Annotated in this window: 19 protein-coding genes and 1 pseudogene; 1 reads left to right on the forward strand and 19 read right to left on the reverse strand. The window is 29.9% G+C overall.

From position 1 onward, the window contains the following. Nucleotides 1–43 precede the first annotated feature (43 nt). From JWYL7_RS07725 to JWYL7_RS07780, 12 genes and pseudogenes are all read right to left on the reverse strand, one after another. Nucleotides 44–2,296, reverse strand: a pseudogene (locus JWYL7_RS07725) (DNA polymerase III subunit alpha); the annotation flags it as partial. Nucleotides 2,297–2,394: 98 nt separating this feature from the next. Continuing rightward, the gene (locus JWYL7_RS07730) at nt 2,395–2,661 is read right to left on the reverse strand and encodes an HPr family phosphocarrier protein (RefSeq protein ID WP_066071349.1); all 267 of its coding nucleotides are present in this window, start codon (nt 2,659–2,661) and stop codon (nt 2,395–2,397) included. Beyond that, the gene (gene whiA / locus JWYL7_RS07735) at nt 2,642–3,616 is read right to left on the reverse strand and encodes a DNA-binding protein WhiA (protein WP_066071352.1); all 975 of its coding nucleotides are present in this window, start codon (nt 3,614–3,616) and stop codon (nt 2,642–2,644) included. The genes JWYL7_RS07730 and whiA overlap by 20 nt, the downstream gene beginning before the upstream one ends. Nucleotides 3,617–3,639: 23 nt before the next feature. After that, a complete protein-coding gene (locus tag JWYL7_RS07740; RefSeq protein ID WP_066071355.1) occupies nt 3,640–4,059 on the reverse strand; it encodes an NUDIX hydrolase in 420 nt (139 codons plus the stop codon). Nucleotides 4,060–4,135: 76 nt separating this feature from the next. Then, a complete protein-coding gene (locus JWYL7_RS07745; RefSeq protein WP_066071359.1) occupies nt 4,136–5,215 on the reverse strand; it encodes a gluconeogenesis factor YvcK family protein in 1,080 nt (359 codons plus the stop codon). Between the two features lie 13 nt (nt 5,216–5,228). Then, nucleotides 5,229–6,086, reverse strand: coding sequence for an RNase adapter RapZ (gene rapZ / locus JWYL7_RS07750; RefSeq protein ID WP_066071362.1), 858 nt, complete (start codon nt 6,084–6,086; stop codon nt 5,229–5,231). A gap of 13 nt (nt 6,087–6,099) precedes the next feature. Continuing rightward, nucleotides 6,100–6,816, reverse strand: coding sequence for a PHP domain-containing protein (locus JWYL7_RS07755; RefSeq protein WP_066071365.1), 717 nt, complete (start codon nt 6,814–6,816; stop codon nt 6,100–6,102). A gap of 15 nt (nt 6,817–6,831) precedes the next feature. Continuing rightward, nucleotides 6,832–7,746 carry a UDP-N-acetylmuramate dehydrogenase gene (gene murB / locus JWYL7_RS07760; protein WP_066071368.1) on the reverse strand — a complete coding sequence of 305 codons (915 nt, stop codon included), beginning with the start codon at nt 7,744–7,746 and terminating at the stop codon, nt 6,832–6,834. Between the two features lie 105 nt (nt 7,747–7,851). Beyond that, on the reverse strand, nt 7,852–9,846 hold the full coding sequence (locus tag JWYL7_RS07765) for a methyl-accepting chemotaxis protein (RefSeq protein ID WP_066071370.1): 1,995 nt from the start codon (nt 9,844–9,846) through the stop codon (nt 7,852–7,854). A gap of 84 nt (nt 9,847–9,930) precedes the next feature. Next, nucleotides 9,931–12,069, reverse strand: a complete 2,139-nt coding sequence (locus JWYL7_RS07770; protein WP_331722125.1) for an EAL domain-containing protein — start codon at nt 12,067–12,069, stop codon at nt 9,931–9,933. 42 nt (nt 12,070–12,111) lie between these two features. Then, nucleotides 12,112–12,960 carry a formate/nitrite transporter family protein gene (locus JWYL7_RS07775; protein WP_066071376.1) on the reverse strand — a complete coding sequence of 283 codons (849 nt, stop codon included), beginning with the start codon at nt 12,958–12,960 and terminating at the stop codon, nt 12,112–12,114. A 262-nt stretch (nt 12,961–13,222) separates the two neighbouring features. Beyond that, nucleotides 13,223–14,191, reverse strand: a complete 969-nt coding sequence (locus JWYL7_RS07780) for a methyl-accepting chemotaxis protein (protein WP_066071379.1) — start codon at nt 14,189–14,191, stop codon at nt 13,223–13,225. A 46-nt stretch (nt 14,192–14,237) separates the two neighbouring features. Between JWYL7_RS07780 and JWYL7_RS10415 the strand changes: the two genes are divergently transcribed. Then, nucleotides 14,238–14,456 (forward strand): hypothetical protein, encoded by a 219-nt coding sequence (locus JWYL7_RS10415; RefSeq protein ID WP_153011573.1) that lies wholly within the window; start codon nt 14,238–14,240, stop codon nt 14,454–14,456. 69 nt (nt 14,457–14,525) lie between these two features. On the opposite strand, the gene JWYL7_RS07785 is transcribed toward JWYL7_RS10415, so the two are convergent. The 7 genes from JWYL7_RS07785 to nuoF form a co-directional block, all read right to left on the reverse strand. Next, nucleotides 14,526–15,305 carry a cache domain-containing protein gene (locus JWYL7_RS07785; protein ID WP_066071382.1) on the reverse strand — a complete coding sequence of 260 codons (780 nt, stop codon included), beginning with the start codon at nt 15,303–15,305 and terminating at the stop codon, nt 14,526–14,528. An 87-nt stretch (nt 15,306–15,392) separates the two neighbouring features. Further along, nucleotides 15,393–16,622: a [FeFe] hydrogenase H-cluster maturation GTPase HydF gene (gene hydF / locus JWYL7_RS07790; RefSeq protein ID WP_066071384.1), complete on the reverse strand. Its 1,230-nt coding sequence runs from the start codon at nt 16,620–16,622 to the stop codon at nt 15,393–15,395. Then, the gene (hydE, locus tag JWYL7_RS07795) at nt 16,615–17,928 is read right to left on the reverse strand and encodes a [FeFe] hydrogenase H-cluster radical SAM maturase HydE (protein WP_331721913.1); all 1,314 of its coding nucleotides are present in this window, start codon (nt 17,926–17,928) and stop codon (nt 16,615–16,617) included. The genes hydF and hydE overlap by 8 nt, the downstream gene beginning before the upstream one ends. Nucleotides 17,929–17,937: 9 nt before the next feature. Further along, entirely contained in the window at nt 17,938–19,311 is a 1,374-nt protein-coding gene (gene hydG, locus JWYL7_RS07800; RefSeq protein WP_066071387.1) for a [FeFe] hydrogenase H-cluster radical SAM maturase HydG, read from the reverse strand. A gap of 11 nt (nt 19,312–19,322) precedes the next feature. After that, complete coding sequence (locus JWYL7_RS07805; RefSeq protein WP_066072454.1) at nt 19,323–19,568, reverse strand: TM1266 family iron-only hydrogenase system putative regulator; 246 nt, start codon at nt 19,566–19,568, stop codon at nt 19,323–19,325. Nucleotides 19,569–19,800: 232 nt separating this feature from the next. Further along, nucleotides 19,801–21,582, reverse strand: coding sequence for an NADH-dependent [FeFe] hydrogenase, group A6 (locus JWYL7_RS07810; RefSeq protein WP_066071390.1), 1,782 nt, complete (start codon nt 21,580–21,582; stop codon nt 19,801–19,803). Nucleotides 21,583–21,602: 20 nt separating this feature from the next. Beyond that, nucleotides 21,603–23,396, reverse strand: coding sequence for an NADH-quinone oxidoreductase subunit NuoF (gene nuoF, locus JWYL7_RS07815; protein WP_066071393.1), 1,794 nt, complete (start codon nt 23,394–23,396; stop codon nt 21,603–21,605). Between the last annotated feature and the right edge of the window lie 10 nt (nt 23,397–23,406).

A 23,406-nucleotide genomic window follows, 5' to 3' on the forward strand; every position in this document is an offset into this window, starting at 1 on the left:
TTAGTTGTTATATATTCAATAAATGGCACCTTGTATATATTAACGCGTATTTAGCGAAGTCTATCATCTCATCATATATCTTATTTGCGATATTCTCCGCTACTTTATTTCTCACGCAACCTGGAATTTCTATGTTACCATCTTTGTCTAGTTTTCCATGTATAAAATACTGCCTTTCTTGTTCCATTACATCCATTTTTTTCTTACCCATGGCTCGTCTAACAAGATCGGACCTACCATAAGAATATCCAGCTAAATCTCTAACTACCTGCATAACTTGCTCCTGATAAACTAGTACGCCATAGGTATTTTCAAGAATTGGTTTTAGTAATTCATGTGCATACTCAACCTTTTCAGGATTATTCTTATTTTTTATATACAAAGGTATAGAGTCCATAGGCCCTGGTCTATATAGAGATATTCCTGCTATTATATCTTCAAAGTTATTTGGTTTAAGCTCTTTCATAAACTGCCTCATACCTGCACTTTCAAGCTGAAACACTCCGAGAGTATTTCCTGCACTTAAAAGGTTGTATACCGTTTGATCGTCATAGTCCATTTTAGAAAAATCTATCTTTACGTTATGATTTTTAGATATAAGATCTATAGCATCTCTTATAACTGTTAAAGTTCTAAGTCCTAAAAAGTCCATTTTTATAAGGCCTAATTCTTCAAGTGTAGTCATTGTAAATTGAGTTGAGATAGAATTTTCATGCATATAAAGAGGAACATAATTATCAACTGGCTCTTTTGCTATAACAACTCCTGCTGCATGAGTTGAAGCATGTCTTGGGAGTCCTTCTAGTTGTCTTGAAATATCTAGTATTTCTCTTGTTTGTTCTTCATTTTCATACATTTGTTTAAGATTAGGATTAATCTGGAGTGCTTTATCTATTGTCATACCTAAAGCAAAAGGAATTTCCTTAGCTATTTTATCTACTTGTGCATAGCTAACTCCTAATACCCTTCCTACATCTCTTATAGCTGCCTTTGCACCTAAAGTTCCAAAAGTTATTATTTGAGCAACATGGTCTTGTCCATATTTTTGTTTTACATAATCTATTACTTTTTCTCTGTTTTCATAACAAAAATCTATATCTATATCAGGCATTGATATTCTTTCAGGATTTAAAAATCTTTCAAATATAAGTCCATACTTTATAGGATCTATATCTGTTATTTTAAGACAATAAGAAACTAAGCTACCTGCAGCACTTCCTCTACCTGGACCTACCATTATATTGTTTTTCTTTGCAAAATTTATAAAATCCCATACTATTAGAAAATATTCAACATAACCCATGTTTTCTATTGTTGTAAGTTCATAATTGAGTCTATCTAGTAGCTGTTTTGATATATCTTTATATCTTTCTTTTAACCCATCTTGACAAAGCTTTCTCAAGTAAGTACTTGGTGTATATCCATCTGGAACATCATATCTTGGAAGATGAATTTGATTAAAATCAAATTCAAGATTACACATATTAGCTATCTTAACTGTATTTTCTAAAGCAGAAGGTACATTTGAAAATAAGTCATACATTTCTTCTTGAGATTTTAAATAAAACTGATCACTTTCAAATTTCATTCTATTTTCATCTTTAAGAGTTTTTCCTGTTTGTATGCACAATAGTATATCGTGAACCTTTGCATCTTCTTTATCTACATAGTGCACATCATTAGTTGCAACTAAAGGTATATTTAATTCCTTTGATAGTTTTATTAAATTTAAGTTTACTTGTTTTTGCTCTTTTATATTGTGATCTTGAATTTCAAGATAAAAATTCCCCTCACCAAATATCTCGTTCAATTTTAAAGCTATATCTTTTGCTTTTTCATAATTTCCATTTAAAATATTTCTTTGTATATCTCCACCTAAACAAGCAGAAAGTGCAATTATTCCTTGGCTATACTTTTTTAGCTCATCATAATCTACCCTAGGCTTATAATAAAATCCTTCTGTATATGACTTTGAAACTAGCTTTATAATATTTTTATATCCAACATAATCTTTAGCTAAAAGAACTAAATGTCCTTGGTATTTATCAAGATTAGGATCTTTATCTTTTAGGCTCCTAGATGCTGTGTATACTTCACATCCTATAATAGGCTTTATTCCTTCTTTTTTGGCTTTTTTATAAAAGTCTATAACGCCAAACATACACCCGTGATCTGTTATAGCTACAGCTTTCATGTTCATTTCTTTAGCTTTTTTTATTAATTTATCTATTTTGGCAAATCCATCTAATAAGCTATATTCAGTATGAACGTGAAGGTGGACAAACTCTTTTTGCAAAAAAATCACCCTCCTTTCTTACATTTTACCATGAGTATTTACTAAAACAAAACAAACAAAGTCTTCCTTTAAAATTTTAAAGGAAGACTTTTTAAAGTCTACATTTGAGCAAATCTCTTTGTCAAAAGTTCTTCTAATGCATCCATTGCTTGTTTTTCATCTTTTCCATCTACTATTATAGTTATTTTTTCTCCTTTTGAAACTGCAAGCGCCATTATACCCATTATAGATTTTCCGTTTATTTCACTTTGATCTTTTATAACCGTTATTTCACTTTCAAATTTATTCGCTGTTTGGACAAATAAAGCTGCTGGTCTTGCGTGAAGACCTATAGAGCTTAAAATTTCAAATTCTTTTTTTATCACAAAAATCCTCCTTTTCTTCTTTTATTTTTTCGGCTATTTCTTCTATTTTTCTTAATCTATGATTTACTCCTGACTTTCCTATTGGTGGATCTAACATTTGACCTAATTCTTTGAGGCTAAAATCCTCATATTCTAATCTAATTTTTGCAATTTCAGCTAAATTTTTAGGAAGATAATCAAGTCCTACTGTATCTTTTATATATCTTATATTTTCAAGCTGCCTTACTGCAGCATTTACGGTCTTAGTTAGATTTGCAGTTTCACAGTTTACAACTCTATTTACATTGTTTCTCATTTCTTTTAGTATTCTCACATTTTCTAGTGCTAAAAGTGCATTATACGCTCCCATTAAATTTAAAAGATCACAAATTTGTTCGCTTTCTTTTAAGTATATTACATAGCTATTTTTTCTATTTACAATTTTTGAATTAAACCCAAATTCATTTATTAAATCTTTCAGTTCTTCGCTAAACTCTCTGTTATTAGTTACAAATTCCATATGGTACGCTTTTTCTGGATCACTAATTGACCCACACCCTAAAAAAGCTCCTCTTATATATGCTCTTTTACAGTTTTCATCTTTTAGTAAATCTTTAGGAATTTTATTGTTTATACTTATTCCACTCTTTTGCTTTAAGATTCTAGTTTTTTTTAAAATTTCCGTACTTCCCATGCTGCTATTTACAATTAATACATAATTGTTATTTTTTTTTAGATTGGTATTTTTCCTTACCATTATTTCAGTGTTGATATTAAAACAGCTTTTTAATAGTTTAAATAGTCTTCTTGCTATAGCTGCATTTTCTGTTGACATTTTTATATTTAGTTTTTCAAAACCCGCAAGTTGAATAGTTCCACTAGTTCTTATCATAGCTGAAAGCTGAGCTATTTCACAGCACATACTAGGAGGTGTAATTCTTGATAACTCATTTTTAGTTTGAATAGAAAAAGACATTAAAATCACCTTCGCTGCTAAAATCAAGATATAATTTTCTTCATTTCTTCTAGTGCTACCTTTATTATTTCTTTTTCATCATCATATTTTGCCATATCTACAACTCTATCCATATGAATAAACTTTGCATCTATAAATCCCTCTTCTCTTTGAGGTATTGTATCCATACTCCTAGCTTTCATAAGATACCAATAAACAGTTTTGTGAACAGTTTTATTTTCATCCCAATTTTCTTTAAAAGTATAATGAATTTCTCCTAGATATTTTACTATATCAGCTTTTACTCCACTTTCTTCTAAAACTTCTCTTAATGCAGCTTCACTTTTTTCTTCCATTTCTTCTACTTTACCTTTAGGAAGAACCCAATCTCCGTTGTATTTTCTTAGCAGCAGTATAGCGTTTCCAAACATTACAACTCCACCAGCACTAATTTCTTCCCTCATGTTTTGGTTCACTCCTTAAAATTGCATAATAATAAGAGTTTCTACAAAAACTTTGTAATTCCTCTTTTAAATTTATTTACTCATTTAGTGCTAATGCAGTTATTATACTTGCGATTTTTTCTGCATTATGTCGTATATAATTTTTCTTAATTTCAGCAACATCTGATTGTAAAACTTCTATTCCTAGTAAATTCAATTTTTCTGTTTGATCTTTGTCTAGTAAAACCTGTTTTGCTCCTTCTTTGTGATATTTTTGCAATATTTCTTCCGATATTATTTGAGAGTTTGCTATAACTATATCTATAACTCCTTTTTTGGTATGTTTTATTATAGAACTGACATGATCATATACATTATAGTCATCACTTTCTCCTGGTTGCGTCATAATGTTTGATATATATACCTTAGGTGATTTTGTTTCAACTAGTGCATCTACTATACCATCTACCATTAAATTAGGTATAACACTTGTATATAAACTTCCTGGACCTATTACTATAATATCTGCACTTTTTATAGATACAATAACCTCTTTTAGTGCCTTTGGGCTTTTAGGATTTAAAAATACTCTTTCAATCCTTGATTTTTGCCTTTTGACTTCAAGTGGTATGTTAGATTCACCTTCAACTATATTCCCATTTTCTAGTTTTGCACAAAGCTGTATATCCTCAAGTGAAACCGGTAAAACTTTTCCCTTTACTGCAAATATTTCAGATATTTTTGAAACTGCAACTTCAAAGTTTCCATATATTCCATTCATTGCAGCCAAAAATAAATTGCCAAAACTTTGACCCTTTAGTGTTCCTTCCTCAAACCTATATTGCATTACTTTTTCCATTGTAGGCTCTATGTTTGCTAAAGCTAATATACAGTTTCTTATATCTCCTGGAGGCAGCATTCCTAGGTCTTCTCTTAAAACACCTGAACCTCCTCCATCATCAGCTACTGTAACAACAGCAGTTATATTATCTGTAAATTTTTTAAGACCTCTTAAAAAAATCGATTGACCAGTTCCACCACCTATTACTACAACTTTTACTCCTCCTTGTATCTTTTTTTCAAACTGATCACTTTTTATCTTTTTATTGTTTATATATATAAATAGCAAAATACATATTATTAAACCTATATCAGTTATCAAACTAATCAGTTCCATCTGTATCCTCCGATTAACTAAGTGTATGATCTCTATGCTTTTTGAGAAGTTTATATCCTTTTTCTTTTAGATAGTTATAAAGTAAATGAGCTATAGTTACAGACCTATGTCTTCCTCCTGTACATCCAATAGCTATAACTAAATGCCTTTTTCCTTCTAGTATATATTGAGGTATTAAAAATTCAACCATATCTTTTAGTTTCTCAAAAAACTCTACGCTTATCGGAGAATTCATAACATATGTTCTAACTTCTTCTTGTTCACCTGTTTTTTCTTTTAGTTCTTTTATATAATATGGATTAGGCAAAAACCTAACATCAAATACTAAATCTGCATCTAGTGGTATGCCGTGTTTAAATCCAAATGATACTATAGATATTGTGATAAAACTTTTTTTATCTTCACTAGAGTATATCTGAGAAATTTCTTCTTTTAGATCTTTTATAGACATATTTGTAGTATTTATTATATGACTACTTTTTTCCTTAAGATCTTCAAGCATTTGCCTTTCTTTTTTTATTCCTTCTAGGATACTATTTTCAGATGAGAGAGGATGATTTCTTCTTGTCATTTTATATCTTTTTACTAAAACTTCATCTTCACAGTCTAAAAATAATATTTCATATTCATATCCTAACTCTAAAAGCTTATCTAAGCTGTCATTTAAGTCTTTAAAAAACCTTCTTCCTCTTATATCTATTCCTAAAGCTATCTTTTCTATTAAGCTTGTAGGCTGATAACAAAGCTGGGCAAACTTTGTTATCAAGGTTGGTGGAAGATTATCAACACAATAAAATCCTATATCCTCTAAAGCCTTCATAGCTTCACTTTTTCCTGCTCCAGATAACCCCGTAACTATAACAAATCTCACTTTTTCCATCTCCTTAATCTACGTTTATTATTTGACCTTTATCTATATTAGCCTTTTTTACTCTTTCAATAGCACTTGTAAATTTTCCTACATCTTCTGGAGTGTGAGCATCAGATCCTATAGCAAATTTGACTTTTGTATCTTTTATTAAAAGTAGTTCATCTACTGTCAAATGTCCATGATGTGAATTTATCTCTAAAGCTGTATCAGTTTCTTTTGCTACTTTTGCAACTTCCTTTAAATTTATCATTGCTTTAGCACCTGGATGTGTAATTATAAATATGTTGTGTCTTTTCATAGCATTAATGACTGCTTTTGTATTATAGTCTAAAGATAGCTTTTTAAGTGGTCCCATAAAATTTAAAATATGATAAAAACTTCCCCTTAAAATTCTTGTTGGCATAGATCCAAAGTGATATCCTGCCATAATGTAGTCAAAATATTTTAATGTTTTTTCATCTACATCAATATTTCCTTCATCGTCTAATATATTAGCTTCTATTCCCATGAGTATATTGATTTGGGGATATTTTTCTCTTAGAGCATCTATTTCTTTTCTCATTTTAGGTATATCTTTATACTTTACTCCAAATCCTAAGTGCTTATAGCCATGATCTGATATTCCTATTGTCTTTAGTCCTTTATCTATAGCAGCTTTTACATTATCTTCAATAGTTCCTTTTCCATGGCTATAAATAGTGTGAGTATGATAGTCAGCTATTACTCTCATTTTAAAACTCTCCTTTTAATCTTCTCCTACTATTTTTACTTCTTCTTCTAATAAAACATCGAATTTATCTTTTACAGTCTTCTTTATAATAGATATCAAATGTAGTATATCATTTGCACTTGCATTTCCTAAATTAACAACAAATCCACAGTGTTTAGGAGAAACTTGAGCGTCTTTAAAAGTTAAACCCTTAAGTCCTGCATCTTCTATTAATTTAGCTGCAAAATAACCTTCAGGTCTTTTAAATGTACTTCCTGCACTTGGTAGATTAAGAGGTTGTTTTGTAGTTCTTTTTACAGTTATATCGTCTATAATAGATTTTATATCTTCGTATTTACCCTTTTTTAATGTCATTGTAACTTCAAGAACTATAAAATCTTTATAGCTTAATATACTTTTTCTATATCCAAATTCCATTTGCTCGTTGTTAAGCTCTATTATATTTCCATCTGTGTCTAAAAGTTTAACTGAAGTTACAACATCTTTCATTTCTCCTCCGTAAGCTCCTGCATTCATAGCTATAGCTCCACCTAAGCTTCCTGGAATACCACTTGCAAATTCAAAGCCCTCAAGTTCAGCCTTTAGTATATTTTTGGCAAGTCTTGATAGTAATATTCCAGCCTTAGCTTTTACGACATTTTCTTTTATTTCAAAATCTGAATAATTTTCAGCTATTTTTATTACAACTCCTCTTATACCTTTATCTTTTACTAAAAGATTTGATCCATTTCCCATTATAAAAAAAGGTATATTATTTTGTTTTACCAAATTTATAATGTCAACTATTTGCTTTTCTTCTCTTGGCATAACAAGTATGTCTGCAGGTCCTCCTACTTTAAACGAAGTATGGTTTTTCATAGGTTCATTCAATAATATATCTTCTTTATCTAGTATTTCACATAATCTATCATAGATGTAATTAATATTCATATAAATCTCTCCTTTTTATAAAAATAGAACACTTTAAAGTATACATTAGGTCAAAAGAAAAAGGAATATTTTATATTATATAAAATATTCCTTTCAAAAGTTATATTAGTCTACTTTAAACTTACTTACAGCTTCTTCTAGCTTATTTGAAAGTGTATTTAAGTTGTCTACATAAGATGATACTTGCTCAATAGATGCTAGTTGCTCTTCAGTTGAAGCTGAAACTTCTTCTGTTCCTGCAGAAGTTTCCTGAGCTGATGCTGCAAGCGATGACATTACATGTATAATATCGTCTTTTTTGATATTCATATCATTAGTATAAGACTTTATTTCTTGTACATTTCCTAAAAGCTCTTTTATAGCACTTGATATTTCATTGAATATATTTTCTGTATTATTAACAGCATCTACTTGATCTTTAACTATCTTTTTAGATTCATCCATCATCTTAACTGCATTTTGAGCTTTTGACTGTATAGTATCTATTAAAGATTTTATTTCATTAGCTGCATTTGATGACTGAACAGCAAGTTTTCTTACTTCTTCTGCAACTACCGAAAATCCTCTTCCAGCTTCTCCTGCACGTGCTGCTTCTATAGCTGCATTAAGTGCAAGTAAATTAGTTTGTTCTGCTATTTGAGTTATAGTATCTGTTATACTTCCAATTTCAGTAGAAGATTTGCTAACATCTAAAACTATTTCATTTACCTTTATAGATGCCATTTCACTTTGTTTTGATTTTTCTGTTAAGCTATTTACTATTTCAAGTCCTTTAGTACTTAAATTATCAGTTTTATTAGACAAGTTATTCATATTCTCTGTTGATAAAATAACTTCTTCTATATTTTTAGCAAGATCATCAATTTTCATTGCTCCATTTTCTGTTTCATTTGCCTGATTTGAAGAAGTTTTTGCTATTTCTTCTATAGCTTTAGCAACCTCTGATGCAGAATAGCTAGTTTGCTGAGTAACTTCAGATAAATTATTAGATGCATCTAATACTACATTTGTAGAGTTTTTCACCTCTTTTATTAATGATCTTATATTTTCAATCATAGTATTGAAGTTATTTGAAAGTTTACCAAACTCATCATCGTATTTAGATTTAGCTTTTACAGTTAAATCCCCTCTTGCTGCATCTTCAAATACATTGTTTAATACATTTAGTGAATCTTGAATATTTTTAGCTATTAAAAACGCTATAACTAAACCTGCTATAATAGCTATACCTAATATTAAAAATATAAAATCTCTTATAATATTAGTATCATTTAAAAGCTCATCTTCTTTTAAAATTGTCATTATCTTAAACCCTAAAAGCTCATCTGTTAAGAAGTTTGAAAATCTATTGCCCCCATCATGAGCTGTATACTCTATAAAGCCTCTATCTTTATCTTTCATATCATCCCAAATACCTATTTGTATAGGAAGATCAGATCCTATTAATGTATTATCTGGATGAGCAATTATTGTTCCTTCTCTTGAAATTATAACTGCAAATCCTTCTTTTCCTATTTTTATATTTTCGATTTTATCAGATAGCATATTAAGGTCTATATCTGTTCCAATAACACCTATTACTCTTCCGTTATCTACTATAGCCTTTGCAAGACTTATTACCACATCTCCTGTAGCAGCATCTATGTATGGATCTGTGTAGTATACTTTTTGAGGATCCTTAAGTGCTCCTTGATACCAAGACCTACTAGTAGGGTCATATCCTTGAGGAAGCTCTGTATAAGGATATATAACCATATCTTTATTTTCAAGTCCAAAATATGCATTTATCATACTTGGATTGTTTTCTTGAATATTTTTCATAAATTCTGTTGCTATTTTTCTCATATCTTCATCTTGAATATTCCTAAAAGCTGAGTTATCACTTAAAGCTTTTATTTGATTTTCTATTCCGAAAAAGTACTCATCTAAAGCTACACTGATCTGATCAAGCATTTGATCTGATGTGTCTACAAGCTTATCTTTTAGGATATTAACTGATTTGTTGTAAGAAAAGTATCCCAACGCTATTACAGGAAGCATAATTGCTAAAACTATTATTGCTAGGAGCCTATTTCTTACGCTCTTTGTAAAAATTGACATTTCTTCTCCCTCCGTAACAATTTGTTTTATTTTTTTACATTATATCAGATTTTTCTGTAATTTTGTAGAAAAAAAAAGAAAGCACTATGTGCTCTCAACTTTTATATATTTTTCAAATTCTGTTGAATTAACAGGTTTTCCGTATATATACCCTTGAACTATTTTACATTTTTTGCTTTTTAAAAACGTTAGCTGCACTTCATTTTCTACACCTTCTGCTATTACATCTAAATTTAAAATTGTTGCAACAGACATTATAGCATCTATCATTTTTATATTATCTATAAATGATTTATCTATTTTTAGCTTATTTACATCTAATTTGCTAAGTTGACTTAAAGATGAGTATCCTGTTCCAAAATCATCTATACTTATTTTTATTCCCATATCTCTTAAATCTTTTATTTTTTGTATTATATTATCTATATCTTCTATATAAACTCTTTCCGTTATCTCAAGTTCAATATATCTAGGGTCTATACCTGTGTCTTTTATTATTTTATATAAATTATCCACAAAGTTATCTTCTTGAAGTTGAACTGCTGATATATTAATTGATATAAATATTTTTTTATAACCCATATCTTGCCATATCTTATTTTGTTTACATACAGTTTTTATTATATAATTTCCTATATCTATTATACTTTTATTTTTTTCTGCTATAGGTATAAATTCTGAAGGTGGTATGTATCCTAACTCTTTGTGATACCACCTTGCTAAAGCTTCTGCTCCTACTACTTGTGAATTTGATATATCTACTATAGGCTGAAAATGTATTTGTATTTCTCCCTTATCTAAAGCATATCTTATATCGTTACATAGTATAAATTCTTTTTTAATTTTATTTAAATCCTGACTAGAGTATATATGCACTTTCCCTTCATTATTTTTCTTTGCTTCATACATTGCTATGTCTGCATTTTTTATTAGTGTATGGGCATCTATTCCATCATCTGGATATATACTTGCACCTATGCTAGCTGAAAGATGGATATGTTGATAGTTCATAATTACTACATCTTTTAATTTTTCTGTTATCTCATAAGATATATCTACAAGCTCTTTTTGAGTTATATTTTTTAATAAAACTACAAATTCATCTCCACCTATTCTAGCAACAATCCCTTTGATATTTATAACTTTTTTTATTATGTTTGCACAGTATCTAAGTATTTCATCTCCTACTATATGACCTAATGTATCATTTATTTTTTTAAACCCATCAATATCTATAAACATTATCATTATTTTTTTATTTTCAGTTTCCCTTATTTCTGAGTTTAATTTTTCTATAAAGTATGCTCTATTATAAAGTCCTGTTAAGCTATCTGTATATGCTAACTTTTCTATTTTTTTTTCGCATTCTTTTCTTTCACTTATGTCTGTATATATACAGTAAATTCCTAATTGCTCTTGATTATAAATTATAGGGTATGATAATAAACTTACATATATTAACTTTCCATACTTATTTTTAGTAACTATTTCTTGTCTTAAAACATTTCCTCCTATAACTTTTGTTGTAAGAAAATCATATTCTTTTATATTTTCTTTAAAGATTAATAAATCTTGTATATATTTTCCTTTTATTTCATCTAAATTATATCCAAATATTGTTTCAAAAGCTTTATTTACCTTTATAACTTTTGATTGATTAGTTAATATTGCTATTGCATCAGGTGAGTTTTCAAATAATTGTTCAAAGTAAGATTTTTGTATCATTAATTTTTGTTCAAACATTATTTTTTCTGTTATATCATGAACAATAGAATACAAATAATCTTTTCCATTTATATTTATTATTCCACTGTAAACCTCTACATCTTTTATTTCTCCTGATGATAATTTGTGTTTAAAATAAAATCTTTTATTTTTCTCAGATTTTGCATCATTTATATACCTTTTAAGTTCGTCTTTACTGAGAATATTTATATCTTGTATTTTAATGGATTTCATCTGATCATATGTGTATCCGTAATATATACATGCAGCATTATTTGCTTCTACTATATTAAAACTTTCAGGATCTATTATAAACATTGCTGCTCCATTTTTTTCAAAAAAGCTTTTATATTTTTCTTCGCTTTCCTTTATTTTATCTTGCATTTTTTTATATTCAGTATTTTTAGTATCTAAAAACTTTCCCCATAGTATATTATAAAACTTTCTTAGCACCATATCACACCCTTTGAATAATAAATTTACTAATATATTATTCAAAGGTTTATTTTGTTGAAACAAAAAAAGCAGCAATTAAGCTGCTTATTGAGTAACTTTTTTAGTTATAGGCACATATACCTCAGAAGAAAGTTTTGCTGATTCTTGCTCGTTCTTTGAAGGAAGTATATATGCAAAATAATAAACAACAGGCACTATTATTGCTCCTCCAACTATATTACCAAGAGTTGATGGTATTATGTTTTTTGTAAATATCTCTACCCAAGTCATATCAGCTCCTGCAAATTTTGCAAGAGGTAAAAAGAACATATTAGCTATACTATGCTCAAAGCCACCAAGTATAAATACAACTATAGGGAACCAGCAAGCAAATATCTTAGATATCATATCTTGTGCCCCTGCTACCATCCATACTGTAAGAACTACTAATATATTACAAAGTACTCCTCTTAAAAAGATAGTAGTAAAATCAAGTGCCATCTTACCACTTGCAATAGACATTGCAAGATCATACATAGGATCCCCTACATTGTAGTATCCTGTTTTTACTACTAATAGTGCCATTGTTGCTATTCCTATGCAATTTGTTGCATAAACTATTGCCCAGTTTTTTAGCATTTGCTTTAAAGTTATCTTTTTATCCATAAGGGCTAAAGTCATAAGACAGTTTCCTGTAAATAATTCTCCTCCTGCCATTATAACAAGCATAAGACCTACAGGGAAAACTGCTCCACCTATAAGTTTCATAAGTCCTACATCTATATGTTTTAATGTTTGCATTACTGAGATATATGCATGTGCACCAAATCCTATAAACATACCTGCAAACAATCCTAAAAGTTCCATTTGTGTAGTCGATAAATTAGCTTTCTTTATTCCTGCACCTACTATAGCCTGTGCTATCTCTGGCGGGGTTAAAATTTTCTTATCCATTTAATCATCTTCCTTTCAATTTTATTAGTATTTTAGTTGTGTAAAGTTTAAATATTCAGAAATTATCTACCCGCCTTTTTCAGTCAATTTTTCATTTCGCCCATGCTCTGAAAAATCCACTTTTATTCCCCCTATCCAATTTCTTCAACTAAATCGCTTTATAGATTATACTCCATTTTTTTTAATATTTCTATATAAAATTTTATTTTTTGTGTGGTTTTTTTCTACAAACATTGAAAAAAAGTGGCACAATATCCACCACTTATATATTGAATCTATTAATTATTTCATCCAATTCTTTCACTATTCTTAAAAGTTGTTCAGATAATGATGATAACTCTTGAATAGATGCAAACTGTTCCTGAATAGATGCTGATATTTCTTGTGTAGATGCTGCTGACTGTTGTGTTACTGATGATATTTCCTGTATTGATTTAACTACTTCTTGTTTTTGTAATTTTATTTTATCTATATTTTTTATAAGATTAATACTTTCATCAACTATTTTGTTTATAACATTACTTATATCATCAAAAGAGTTTTTTGCATTTTTTACTGCATTATCTGATAGTTTAATAGCTTGTGCTGCGAAATTTATCTCTTTTTTTACGCTTTCTATATCTATTTGAACATTTGAAATTATCTGCTCAATTTCTTTAGTATATGTTGAAGATAGTTGTGAAAGCTTTCTTATTTCATCTGCAACTACCGAAAATCCTCTTCCAGCTTCTCCTGCACGGGCTGCTTCTATGGCTGCATTAAGTGCTAAAAGGTTTGTTTGATCTGATATAACTTTTATGCTTTCTAAAGCCTTTGATATTAGTTTTGAGCTTTTATTTAAAGATTCAATCTTTTCTAATGTATTATCTGATGCTTTAATGCTATCTTCAGATGCTTTATATAAATTTTCTATTTGCAGCAAACCACTCTCATTAGTATATTTTGCCTTTTCTATTTCACCTTCTATAGATTTAATTCCTGTTAACAACAAATCTATATTATTGTCTAATTGTTTTAGTTTTTCGTATCCTTCTTGCATACTTTTAGCTTGATCTATGGTTCCTTGAGAAAGTTCATCTGTTGATTTTGATATTTGTTCTAAGGCCTGTGAATACTCATTCATATTATTTGTTAGTATAAAGCTGTTATCATAAAGTTTTTTAGAGTCTTCCTTTAATGTTTTTATTATGGTTTTAAGAGTTTTTCGTAGCTTAATTATAGATTCTCCCATATCTTTACATTCATCTTTATATTCTAATAGATACTCGTATTCTTTATTGTCTTTTATATCAAGATTAGCTGTTTTATCTAAAGCTTGTGTAACCGATAAAACTGGCTTTGTTATCTTGTTTCCTATATATAAAGATATTGCTATTGAAATTATTGCTCCTAAAATTATTATTATTGTAGATATACTAATGAGTTTATTTAAATCACTAAATACTTCTTTTTCTGGAATACATACTCCTATTGTATATCCGTTTGATAAATTATAATATCCAAATATCTTTTTTTCTCCTTCAAAGCTGTACTTAAACCATCCCGATTTATTTTTTGCAATTTCTTCAGCTATATAAAGAAAGCGATCTATTTTCTACATCTTTTAAATTATCATTAATATTAAATGTAGGGTGAACTAAGAAATTATATTCTTTAGATAATAAAAAAGCATATCCTGTATCATATAATTTTATTTCTTTTACTGCATTTTTGACTAAATCAAAATCTATATCCATTCCTACAACCCCTATTAGTAAATTATCTACATATACTGGTTTTGTATATGATATTAAATATTTATTTATATCATCTTCCATATAAGGATCTATCCATGTTCCAGCTTTGTTGTCTACTGCTTTATAGTAGTAGTTCATATATTCATTATCTCTATTAAATTCTTCTATAGTTATACTTTCTTGCTTTTCAACTTTTCCATTTATATTTGTATACCAAATTCCATATGCCTTATTTTTAAGCTCTGGATTTAAAGTTATATAAGTTCCAACTGATTGTTTTGTATTTTCTGAGTATCTTTTTATTACTTTATCCATTTCGCTTATATATTTTTCTAAGTATAAATCATTTTCTTTAAACTGTTTTGTATCAAATAAATTTACTGCTGTATCTGATAGGTTTTCAACTAAGCTTGATATATTATCCATTACATTTTCAAATTCATATCCTTTGTTTTCTAATATAAGCATAAGCTCTTTTTGTATATTTTCTTTTACTATATCTTTTGCTCTAGATAGTATAATACTTCCAACAGTTGTACCTATTATGATAGAGCATAAAAGTATTGATAATACTATTTTAAAATTTATACTATTAATTTTTTTATTCATTTTACCACCCTCTTATATATTTTTTCACTTTATAATATTTGAGGGTAGTAAATTATGTGAAAAAATCCTGTAAAAATTTTTACAGGATTATCCTTTGTAAAGCTGTTTAGCTACTGGGAATGGATCAAGTGCTCTATCTAAAACATTTGTTACATGTCCTATTAAAACCCCATAGTTTACTATAGGTGTTTTATTTTCTCTTGCCTTACTTATTCTATATTGCATTTCCTTTGCATTTAGCATACATCCACCACAGTGAACTATTAGTTTGTATTTTTTCATTTCTTCTTGGTTTGGATAACTAACTCCAGATGTCCACTCAAAATTTAGTTTTGCATTTGCTATTTTCTCTATCCACTTAGGTATTTTGTCTTTTCCTATGTCTCCTTCTTGTCTATGATGTGTACATCCTTCACATATAAGAACATGATCATTTTCTTTTAATGTATTTATAGCTTTAACTCCTATAACAAGCTCCTCAAGGTCAGCTTTGTATCTAGCAAACAATATAGAAAATGATGTCATAGGAATATCTTTAGGAACTATCTTATCTACTAGCTCAAATGCTTGTGAGTCTGTTATAACTAATTTAGGTTTTTTCCCTAGATTATCTAATGTGCTTTTAAGTTCTGTTTCTCTTGTTACAATAGCTACTGCCCCGTGATCTATAACATCTCTTATTGTCTGCTGCTGAGGTAATATAAGTCTTCCCTTTGGAGCTGCTTTATCTATCGGGGTAACTAATACTACAAAGTCATTTGGCTCAATTAAATCTCCCACTATTTTCTTTTCTTCTTGAGTATTAGGAGCATGCTTTATTATTAAGTTTTTAAGATCATCTATTCCATATCTATTTTTAGCACTTACCCCTACACATTCAATATTTAATGTGTTTTCTATTTCTTTTATTTGTTCTTTATCAATGCAAGTTTCATCAATCTTATTAACAGCTGCAATTACTGGAATTTTCTTGTCTTTTATTTTTTCTAATATATCTTTATCAAAATCACGAACCCCATCATTTGCGTTGATAACAAGTACTGCAAGGTCAGTTTTATTTAAAACATCAATACTTTTTTTAACTCTAAGTTCTCCTAATGCTCCCTCATCATCAATTCCTGCTGTATCTATTATTACAACAGGACCTATAGGAAGAATTTCCATAGCTTTGTATACAGGGTCTGTTGTTGTTCCAGCTACATTAGATACTAAAGCTATATCTTGATTTGTCAAAGCATTTATTAATGACGATTTTCCTGCATTTCTTCTACCAAATATCGCTATATGAAGTCTATTGCTTCTAGGTGTTTCATTCATTGCTAAATACCTCCATATCAAATTTTAAATATGGCGGGAACTGTCTATTAGCCTCTTTTATAGCTTTATATGCACTCTTTAGATCTACCATATTTTTACCTGAATATATTTGATAGTTATATCTATATTTAGCTGGAGTATTTATAAGCATTATAGTGTTTGCTCCTGCTTTTAAAGCCTTAGTTTGTCCATTAGGGTCAATGGATGCTAAAGCTGTTGTGGCTGGAATATATACTCTTTTACAAACTAATCTAGTTACAGCAACAGCTTTTAAGGTCATCTCAACACTTCCAGGAGGATATTTTTCAAGTGGAGTTGATTTTGCTGGTATAAAAGGTCCTATACCTATCATATTTATTCCCATATCTTTAAAAAACATTATATCTTTTGCTATATCTTCTTCTCTTTGTCCTGGAAGACCTATTATAGATCCTGACCCATTTATATATCCTAATTCTCTTAGCCACTTTGAGCATTGTATCCTATGGTTATAATCATCATCTGGATGAACATATTCAAATATATCTTTATTAGTAGTTTCTATTTTTAAAAGATAGTTATCTGCACCAAGCTTTTTAAAGTATTCGTATTCTTCTTTTGGTCTTTCTCCTAAACTTAAAGTTATTCTCATACCTGTTTCTTTTTTTATTCTTGTTATTAAATTACCTATTTTTTCTTTAGTATAGAATGGATCTTCTCCAGATTGAAGTATTACAGTTTTAAGACCTAATGAATGAAGCTCATGAACTATCTTCATTATTTCTTCTTCATCCATTCTGTATCTTTCAAGAGTTGTTAGTCCTTTTCTAACTCCACAGTATTTACAATCCTTTATACAATAATTAGAAAACTCTATCGCTCCCCTTATATCTACTACATCTCCAACTATTTTCTTTCTCATTTCATCAGCTGCACTAAATAGTGCTTGCTTTTCAGCAGTACCATCAGCCTTAAGCAAAGTTACTATATCTTCAAAATCTAATTCTATACCTTGTTCTACCTTTTTTAATGCATTTAGAAATTCTTCTCTTATAACTGAATTTCTTACTTTTTCTAGAAGGCCTGTTAGCCTTTGAGGTTTATCTTCATATATACCTGATATTACTATATCATTTTGTCTTAAATATTTTTCACTTATATCTTTATCTTCTTTTTTTACTCTTATTGCAATAGCACAAACCGATCCATATTCAGCAGGAGCTGGAACAAGAGATGTTTCAATACCATTATCTTTGAGTATTTTATCTCCTCTTAACATATGGTTTGTAGATCCTGCCATTATAAGGTAGTATTTTATTTCATTCATAGCATCCTCCTAAAAATATAGGTCTTTTTCTCCTTTTTCTATTCTTTCTAATCTTTTCTTTACTTCTTGTTTTATTTTTTCATTTTTTATTTTGTCTAGCTCTCTTTGTATCATTTCTTCTCCTATTTTTTTAGTTTCTTCAGATGCACTGTTTACTAGATTTTCTTTAAATGTAAGTATTGAATTTGGCTGACAAAATTCATGTATATGTGAATGTTTAGCAAGTTCCATGAATGCTTCTCCTGTTCTTTTAGCCCTATAGCAAGCTGTGCAAAAACTAGGAAGATGGCCTTGCTTGCATATTACTTTTAGCATCTCATCTAGGCTTCTTTCATCACTTGTTTCAAACTGGTCTGCATACTTATCATCTTCTTCATATCCTCCTGGACTTGTTTTAGATCCAGCTGACATTTGTGATACTCCTAAATTTATAAGTTCATCTCTAAGATTTTTATCTTCTCTTGTTGAAAGAATTATCCCTGTATAAGGAACTGCCATTCTATAAACAGCTACAACTTTCTTAAGATCTTTATCTGAAAGAGGATATGGCACTTTATCAAGCCCTGATCCAATTGCTGGTCTAAGTCTTGGTATAGATATAGTGTGTGGACCTATATTATACTTTTGATCTAAATAATCAGAATGAATAAGTGTTGCTATAACATCAAATTTATAATCATAAAGTCCAAGTAATACTCCTATACCAACATCGTCTATTCCAGCTTCAAATGCTCTATCTATTGCTGTTAATCTATAATCATAATCTGCCTTTGAGCCACTTGTATGCATTTTTTTATAAGTTTGCCTATGATATGTTTCCTGGAATATCTGGTATGTTCCAATCTTTGCCTTTTTTAGCTTTTTAAATTCTTCAACACTCATAGGAGCGGCATTTACATTTATTCTTCTTATATCAGCATTTTCATATATAGCCCTTACACTTTCTACTATGTGATCTATATTAGTAGTTTTTTTGTCTTCTCCACAAACTAATAAAATTCTCTTGTGTCCTTGTTTTTCTAAAACTTTAGCTTCATTTATTATTTCTTCAGTTGATAATGTTTTTCTATGAAGACTTTTGTTTGCTGCTCTAAAACCACAATATAAGCAGTTGTTAGTACATTCATTTGATGTATAAAGCGGTGCAAATACCACTATTCTATTACCATATATCTTTTCTTTTATATATCTTGCAGCTTCAAACATTTTTTCTAAAAGATGTTCATCTTCAACTTGAAGAAGTTTTGCAGCTTCTATTATTTCTATTCCATAACAGTCTTTAGATTTTTCTATTATTTCTAAGATTTCTTCTTTAGAAAAGTCTTTAGATTCTTTTAAAATTTCATTTATTTCATTTTCATTTATTATTTCATAAGTATTCATATTTTTCCACCTCACTTTTGAGTTAAAGCACTTTTAACTGTAACTCCTTTTAATCTTCCTAATTTTCCTGTTAAAGCTCCTATATCATCGTTTGTTCCATCAACTATTATAGATATTACACTTACATCTTTTTCTTTGTATGGTATTCCCATTCTTCCTACAACAATATCTGAAAAAGAGCTTAATAATTTGTTTACCTTTTCAACACTTTCTTTATCTTCTACTATTATCGCAACTACTCCAATTCTTTTGTTCATGATATCACCCTTTCTAAACAAAAAAACTTTCCTAAAGGTAGGAAAGTTTATACTCATCACCTCTCTTACCTTTTGCTCAGAATAATATCCTCGCAATTAGAATTTTTTTATTATCCTCCTGATGAATACAATCCATCAGTCAGATTTATTTTTTTCATAATATATATTTACTCCAAAGTAGGTTGAAATAAACATATATTATGAAAAAGGGCAAGAAATCTTGCCCTTTTTATTATTCAGTTGCTGCAACTTCTAATTCTTCTTTTTTATCTAATGGATATACTTCTCTTTTTGTATAGTGAGTATGAAGTAATTCATGTGCTTTATGGCTGTTTGGTTTTCCTAAAAACTCTGCATATAATTTTTGTACTGATTCGTTCTTATGAGATTTTCTAACTGGCATTAAAACATCTTCTTCATATAAAGCTTTAGCTCTTTCCACTCTTAAATCTACTGTATCTCTTACTTTAGATGGAACTTGAGGTTGACCTCCTCCAGTTACACATCCTCCTGAACATCCCATTACTTCTATGAAGTGATAGTCTGCTTTTCCTTCTTTTACAAGATCTAAAAGCTCAGATGCAGCTTTAGTTCCATGAACTACTGCAACTTTTATTTCTTTTCCACCAAGATTTACAGTAGCTTCTTTTAAGTTTTCAATTCCTCTTACAGCAGTATAGTTTATTTCTTCTAAATCTTCTCCTGTTAATACGTCAGCTACAGTTCTTATAGCAGCTTCCATAACTCCACCTGTTGCTCCAAATATTACTCCAGCACCAGAGTAATCTCCGAAGAACTCATCAAATGCTGAATCTTCTAATTTATTAAATTCGATTCTAGCTTCTTTTATCATCTTAGCAAGCTCTCTTGTAGTAAGAACTGCGTCTACATCTTTTAATCCATTAACTTGCATTTCTTCTCTAGCTGACTCTGTTTTCTTAGAAGTACATGGCATTATAGATACCACATATATATCTTTAGGATCTATATTGTTTATTTGAGCATAGTAAGATTTTAATATTGCTCCCATCATTTGATGAGGTGACTTACAGCTTGATAAGTTTTCTATTAATTCTGGGTAATAGAATTCACAGTATCTGATCCATCCTGGTGAACATGAAGTTATCATTGGAAGTTTTCCACCGTTTTGAATTCTATCTAAAAGCTCATGTCCTTCTTCCATTATTGTAAGGTCAGCTGCAAAGTTAGTATCAAATACTTTGTCAAATCCAAGTCTTTTAAGAGCAGTTACCATTTTTCCAGTAACTCTTGTTCCTATTTCCATTCCAAACTCTTCACCTAAAGCAGCTCTTACAGAAGGAGCAGTTTGAACTACTACATGCTTATTAGGATCTTCTATAGCATCCCAAACTCTTTCTATATCGCTTTTTTCTCTAAGAGCTGCAACTGGACATACTGTTATACATTGTCCACAGTATATACATGGAGCATCAGCCATGCTCTTGTCAAATGCAGGAGCAACTTCTGTTTCGATTCCTCTCTTAGTAAAGTCTAAGATAGAAATTCCTTGAACGCTCTTACATACAGATACACATCTTCCACAAAGGATACATTTATTAGGGTCTCTAACTATAGAATGAGATTTATCATCTACAGGTTTTACCTTATTTTCTCCTTCATATTCTATTTTGCTAACATTTAAATCTTCAGCTAATGTTTGAAGCTCACAGTTTCCGTTTCTAAAGCAAGATAAACAATCTCTATTGTGGTTTGATAGTATAAGCTCTAAGTTATCTTTTCTTGTTTCTCTTACTTTTTTAGTGTTAGTTTTTACAACCATACCTTCTCCAACTGGGTGAACACAAGAAGCTTGAAGGTTTCTAGCTCCTTCTATTTCAACTAAACACATTCTACAAGCACCGATTTCATTTATATCTTTTAGATAACAAAGAGTAGGTATATCTATTCCAATTTCTCTTGCTGCATCAAGTATTGTATAATTCTTAGGAACAGAAACAGTTATATTGTCTATGGTTAAAGTAACTTTTTCCATCATGCACACCTCTTTCCTTATTACTTTTTAATTATTGCTTTGAATGGACATTTATCTACACAAGCACCACATTTTACACAAGCATTAGTATCTATTTTGTGTACTTCTTTTCTTTCTCCGCTTATAGCATTTACTGGACAAGCTTTAGCACATAGTGTACATCCTTTACATTTTTCTTCAATGATAAAGAATTGAAGTAATCCTTGACATACTCCAGCAGGACATTTTTTATCTTTTACGTGTGCTTCATACTCTTCTCTGAAGTATTTTAAAGTAGATAATACTGGGTTTGGAGCAGTTTGACCAAGTCCGCAAAGTGCAGCTGATTTTATGCTGTTTGCTAACTTTTCAAGTCTATTTAAATCTTCTATATCTCCATGTCCTTCTGTTATTCTATCAAGTATTTCAAGCATTCTCTTTGTACCTATTCTACAAGGAGGGCATTTACCACAAGATTCTTCAACAGTAAAGTCTAAGAAGAATTTAGCAATGTCAACCATACAGTTATCTTCATCCATTACTACCATACCACCTGAACCCATCATTGATCCAAGAGCTGTTAGTGATTCGTAGTCAATTGGAGTATCAAGATATTCTTCTGTTAGACATCCTCCAGATGGTCCTCCTGTTTGAACAGCTTTAAACTTCTTACCGTTTGGTATTCCACCACCAACATCAAATATTATTTGTCTTAAAGTTGTTCCCATAGGTATTTCTATAAGACCTACGTTGTTTACTTTTCCTCCTAAAGCAAATACTTTAGTTCCTTTAGATTTTTCAGTTCCCATCGAAGCAAACCACTCTGGTCCGTTTAATATTATTCTTGGAATATTTGCATAAGTTTCAACGTTATTTAAAAGTGTTGGCTTATTCCATATACCTTTAACTGCTGGGAATGGTGGTCTTGGTCTTGGCATTCCTCTTTTACCTTCTATAGAGTTTATAAGAGCTGTTTCTTCTCCACAAACGAATGCTCCTGCACCAAGTCTTATTTCCATATCAAATTCAAATCCAGTTCCGAATATATCTTTTCCTAATAATCCTCTTTCTCTAGCAGAATCTATTGCTTTTTGAAGTCTTTCAACAGCTGTTGGATACTCTGCTCTAACATAAACATATCCCATATTTGCTCCAACTGCATATCCTGCAATAGCCATTGCTTCAACTACAGCGTGTGGGTCTCCTTCAAGTATAGATCTGTCCATGAATGCTCCTGGGTCTCCCTCGTCAGCATTACATGCAACATATTTTTGGTCTCCTTGAGCTTTGTAAGTAAATTCCCATTTAAGTCCTGTTGGGAATCCTCCACCTCCACGACCACGAAGTCCTGATCTTTTAACTACATCTATAACTTCTTCCGGAGTCATTTCTTTTAAAACTTTTTCTAATGCTTTATATCCATCTCTTTCTAAGTAGTCATCTATATTTTCAGCTCCTATAGAACCGCAGTTTTTAAGAGCAACTCTGTGTTGGTTTTTATAGAAAGGAACTTCTTCAAATGGTCTCATCTGTCCATCTTCTGTTAATGCTTCTTTATATAATAATTCCTTAACTACATTTCCACCTACTATATGCTCATCAACTATTCTTTCTACATCTTCAAGTTGAACTTGACTATAAAAAGCTCCTTCTGGATATACTATAACTATAGGACCAGCTGCACATAGTCCAAAACATCCTGTTTTTATAAGTTTTACATCATCTTTTATGCCTTTTTCTGAAAGTAGGTTTTCCATTTTTTCAAATATTTTTAAAGAGCTTGATGAAATACAACCCGTACCACCACAAACTAATACTTCATTTTTGTAAGCCATTGTATACCCT

Source organism: Alkalithermobacter thermoalcaliphilus JW-YL-7 = DSM 7308, from assembly GCA_001584565.1.
Lineage (GTDB): Bacteria > Bacillota > Clostridia > Peptostreptococcales > Peptostreptococcaceae > Alkalithermobacter > Alkalithermobacter thermoalcaliphilus.

Bases quoted from the DNA above. Each gene is read 5' to 3' on its own strand.
- whiA (WP_066071352.1), bottom strand. From the start codon at position 3,616: ATGTCTTTTTCTATTCAAACTAAAAATGAGTTATCAAGAATTACACCT.
- JWYL7_RS07740 (WP_066071355.1), bottom strand. From the start codon at position 4,059: ATGAGGGAAGAAATTAGTGCTGGTGGAGTTGTAATGTTTGGAAACGCT.
- JWYL7_RS07745 (WP_066071359.1), bottom strand. From the start codon at position 5,215: ATGGAACTGATTAGTTTGATAACTGATATAGGTTTAATAATATGTATT.
- JWYL7_RS07755 (WP_066071365.1), bottom strand. From the start codon at position 6,816: ATGAGAGTAATAGCTGACTATCATACTCACACTATTTATAGCCATGGA.
- murB (WP_066071368.1), bottom strand. From the start codon at position 7,746: ATGAATATTAATTACATCTATGATAGATTATGTGAAATACTAGATAAA.
- JWYL7_RS07765 (WP_066071370.1), bottom strand. From the start codon at position 9,846: ATGTCAATTTTTACAAAGAGCGTAAGAAATAGGCTCCTAGCAATAATA.
- JWYL7_RS07775 (WP_066071376.1), bottom strand. From the start codon at position 12,960: ATGGATAAGAAAATTTTAACCCCGCCAGAGATAGCACAGGCTATAGTA.
- JWYL7_RS07780 (WP_066071379.1), bottom strand. From the start codon at position 14,191: ATGGGAGAATCTATAATTAAGCTACGAAAAACTCTTAAAACCATAATA.
- JWYL7_RS07785 (WP_066071382.1), bottom strand. From the start codon at position 15,305: ATGAATAAAAAAATTAATAGTATAAATTTTAAAATAGTATTATCAATA.
- hydF (WP_066071384.1), bottom strand. From the start codon at position 16,622: ATGAATGAAACACCTAGAAGCAATAGACTTCATATAGCGATATTTGGT.
- hydE (WP_331721913.1), bottom strand. From the start codon at position 17,928: ATGAATGAAATAAAATACTACCTTATAATGGCAGGATCTACAAACCAT.
- hydG (WP_066071387.1), bottom strand. From the start codon at position 19,311: ATGAATACTTATGAAATAATAAATGAAAATGAAATAAATGAAATTTTA.
- JWYL7_RS07805 (WP_066072454.1), bottom strand. From the start codon at position 19,568: ATGAACAAAAGAATTGGAGTAGTTGCGATAATAGTAGAAGATAAAGAA.
- JWYL7_RS07810 (WP_066071390.1), bottom strand. From the start codon at position 21,582: ATGGAAAAAGTTACTTTAACCATAGACAATATAACTGTTTCTGTTCCT.
- nuoF (WP_066071393.1), bottom strand. From the start codon at position 23,396: ATGGCTTACAAAAATGAAGTATTAGTTTGTGGTGGTACGGGTTGTATT.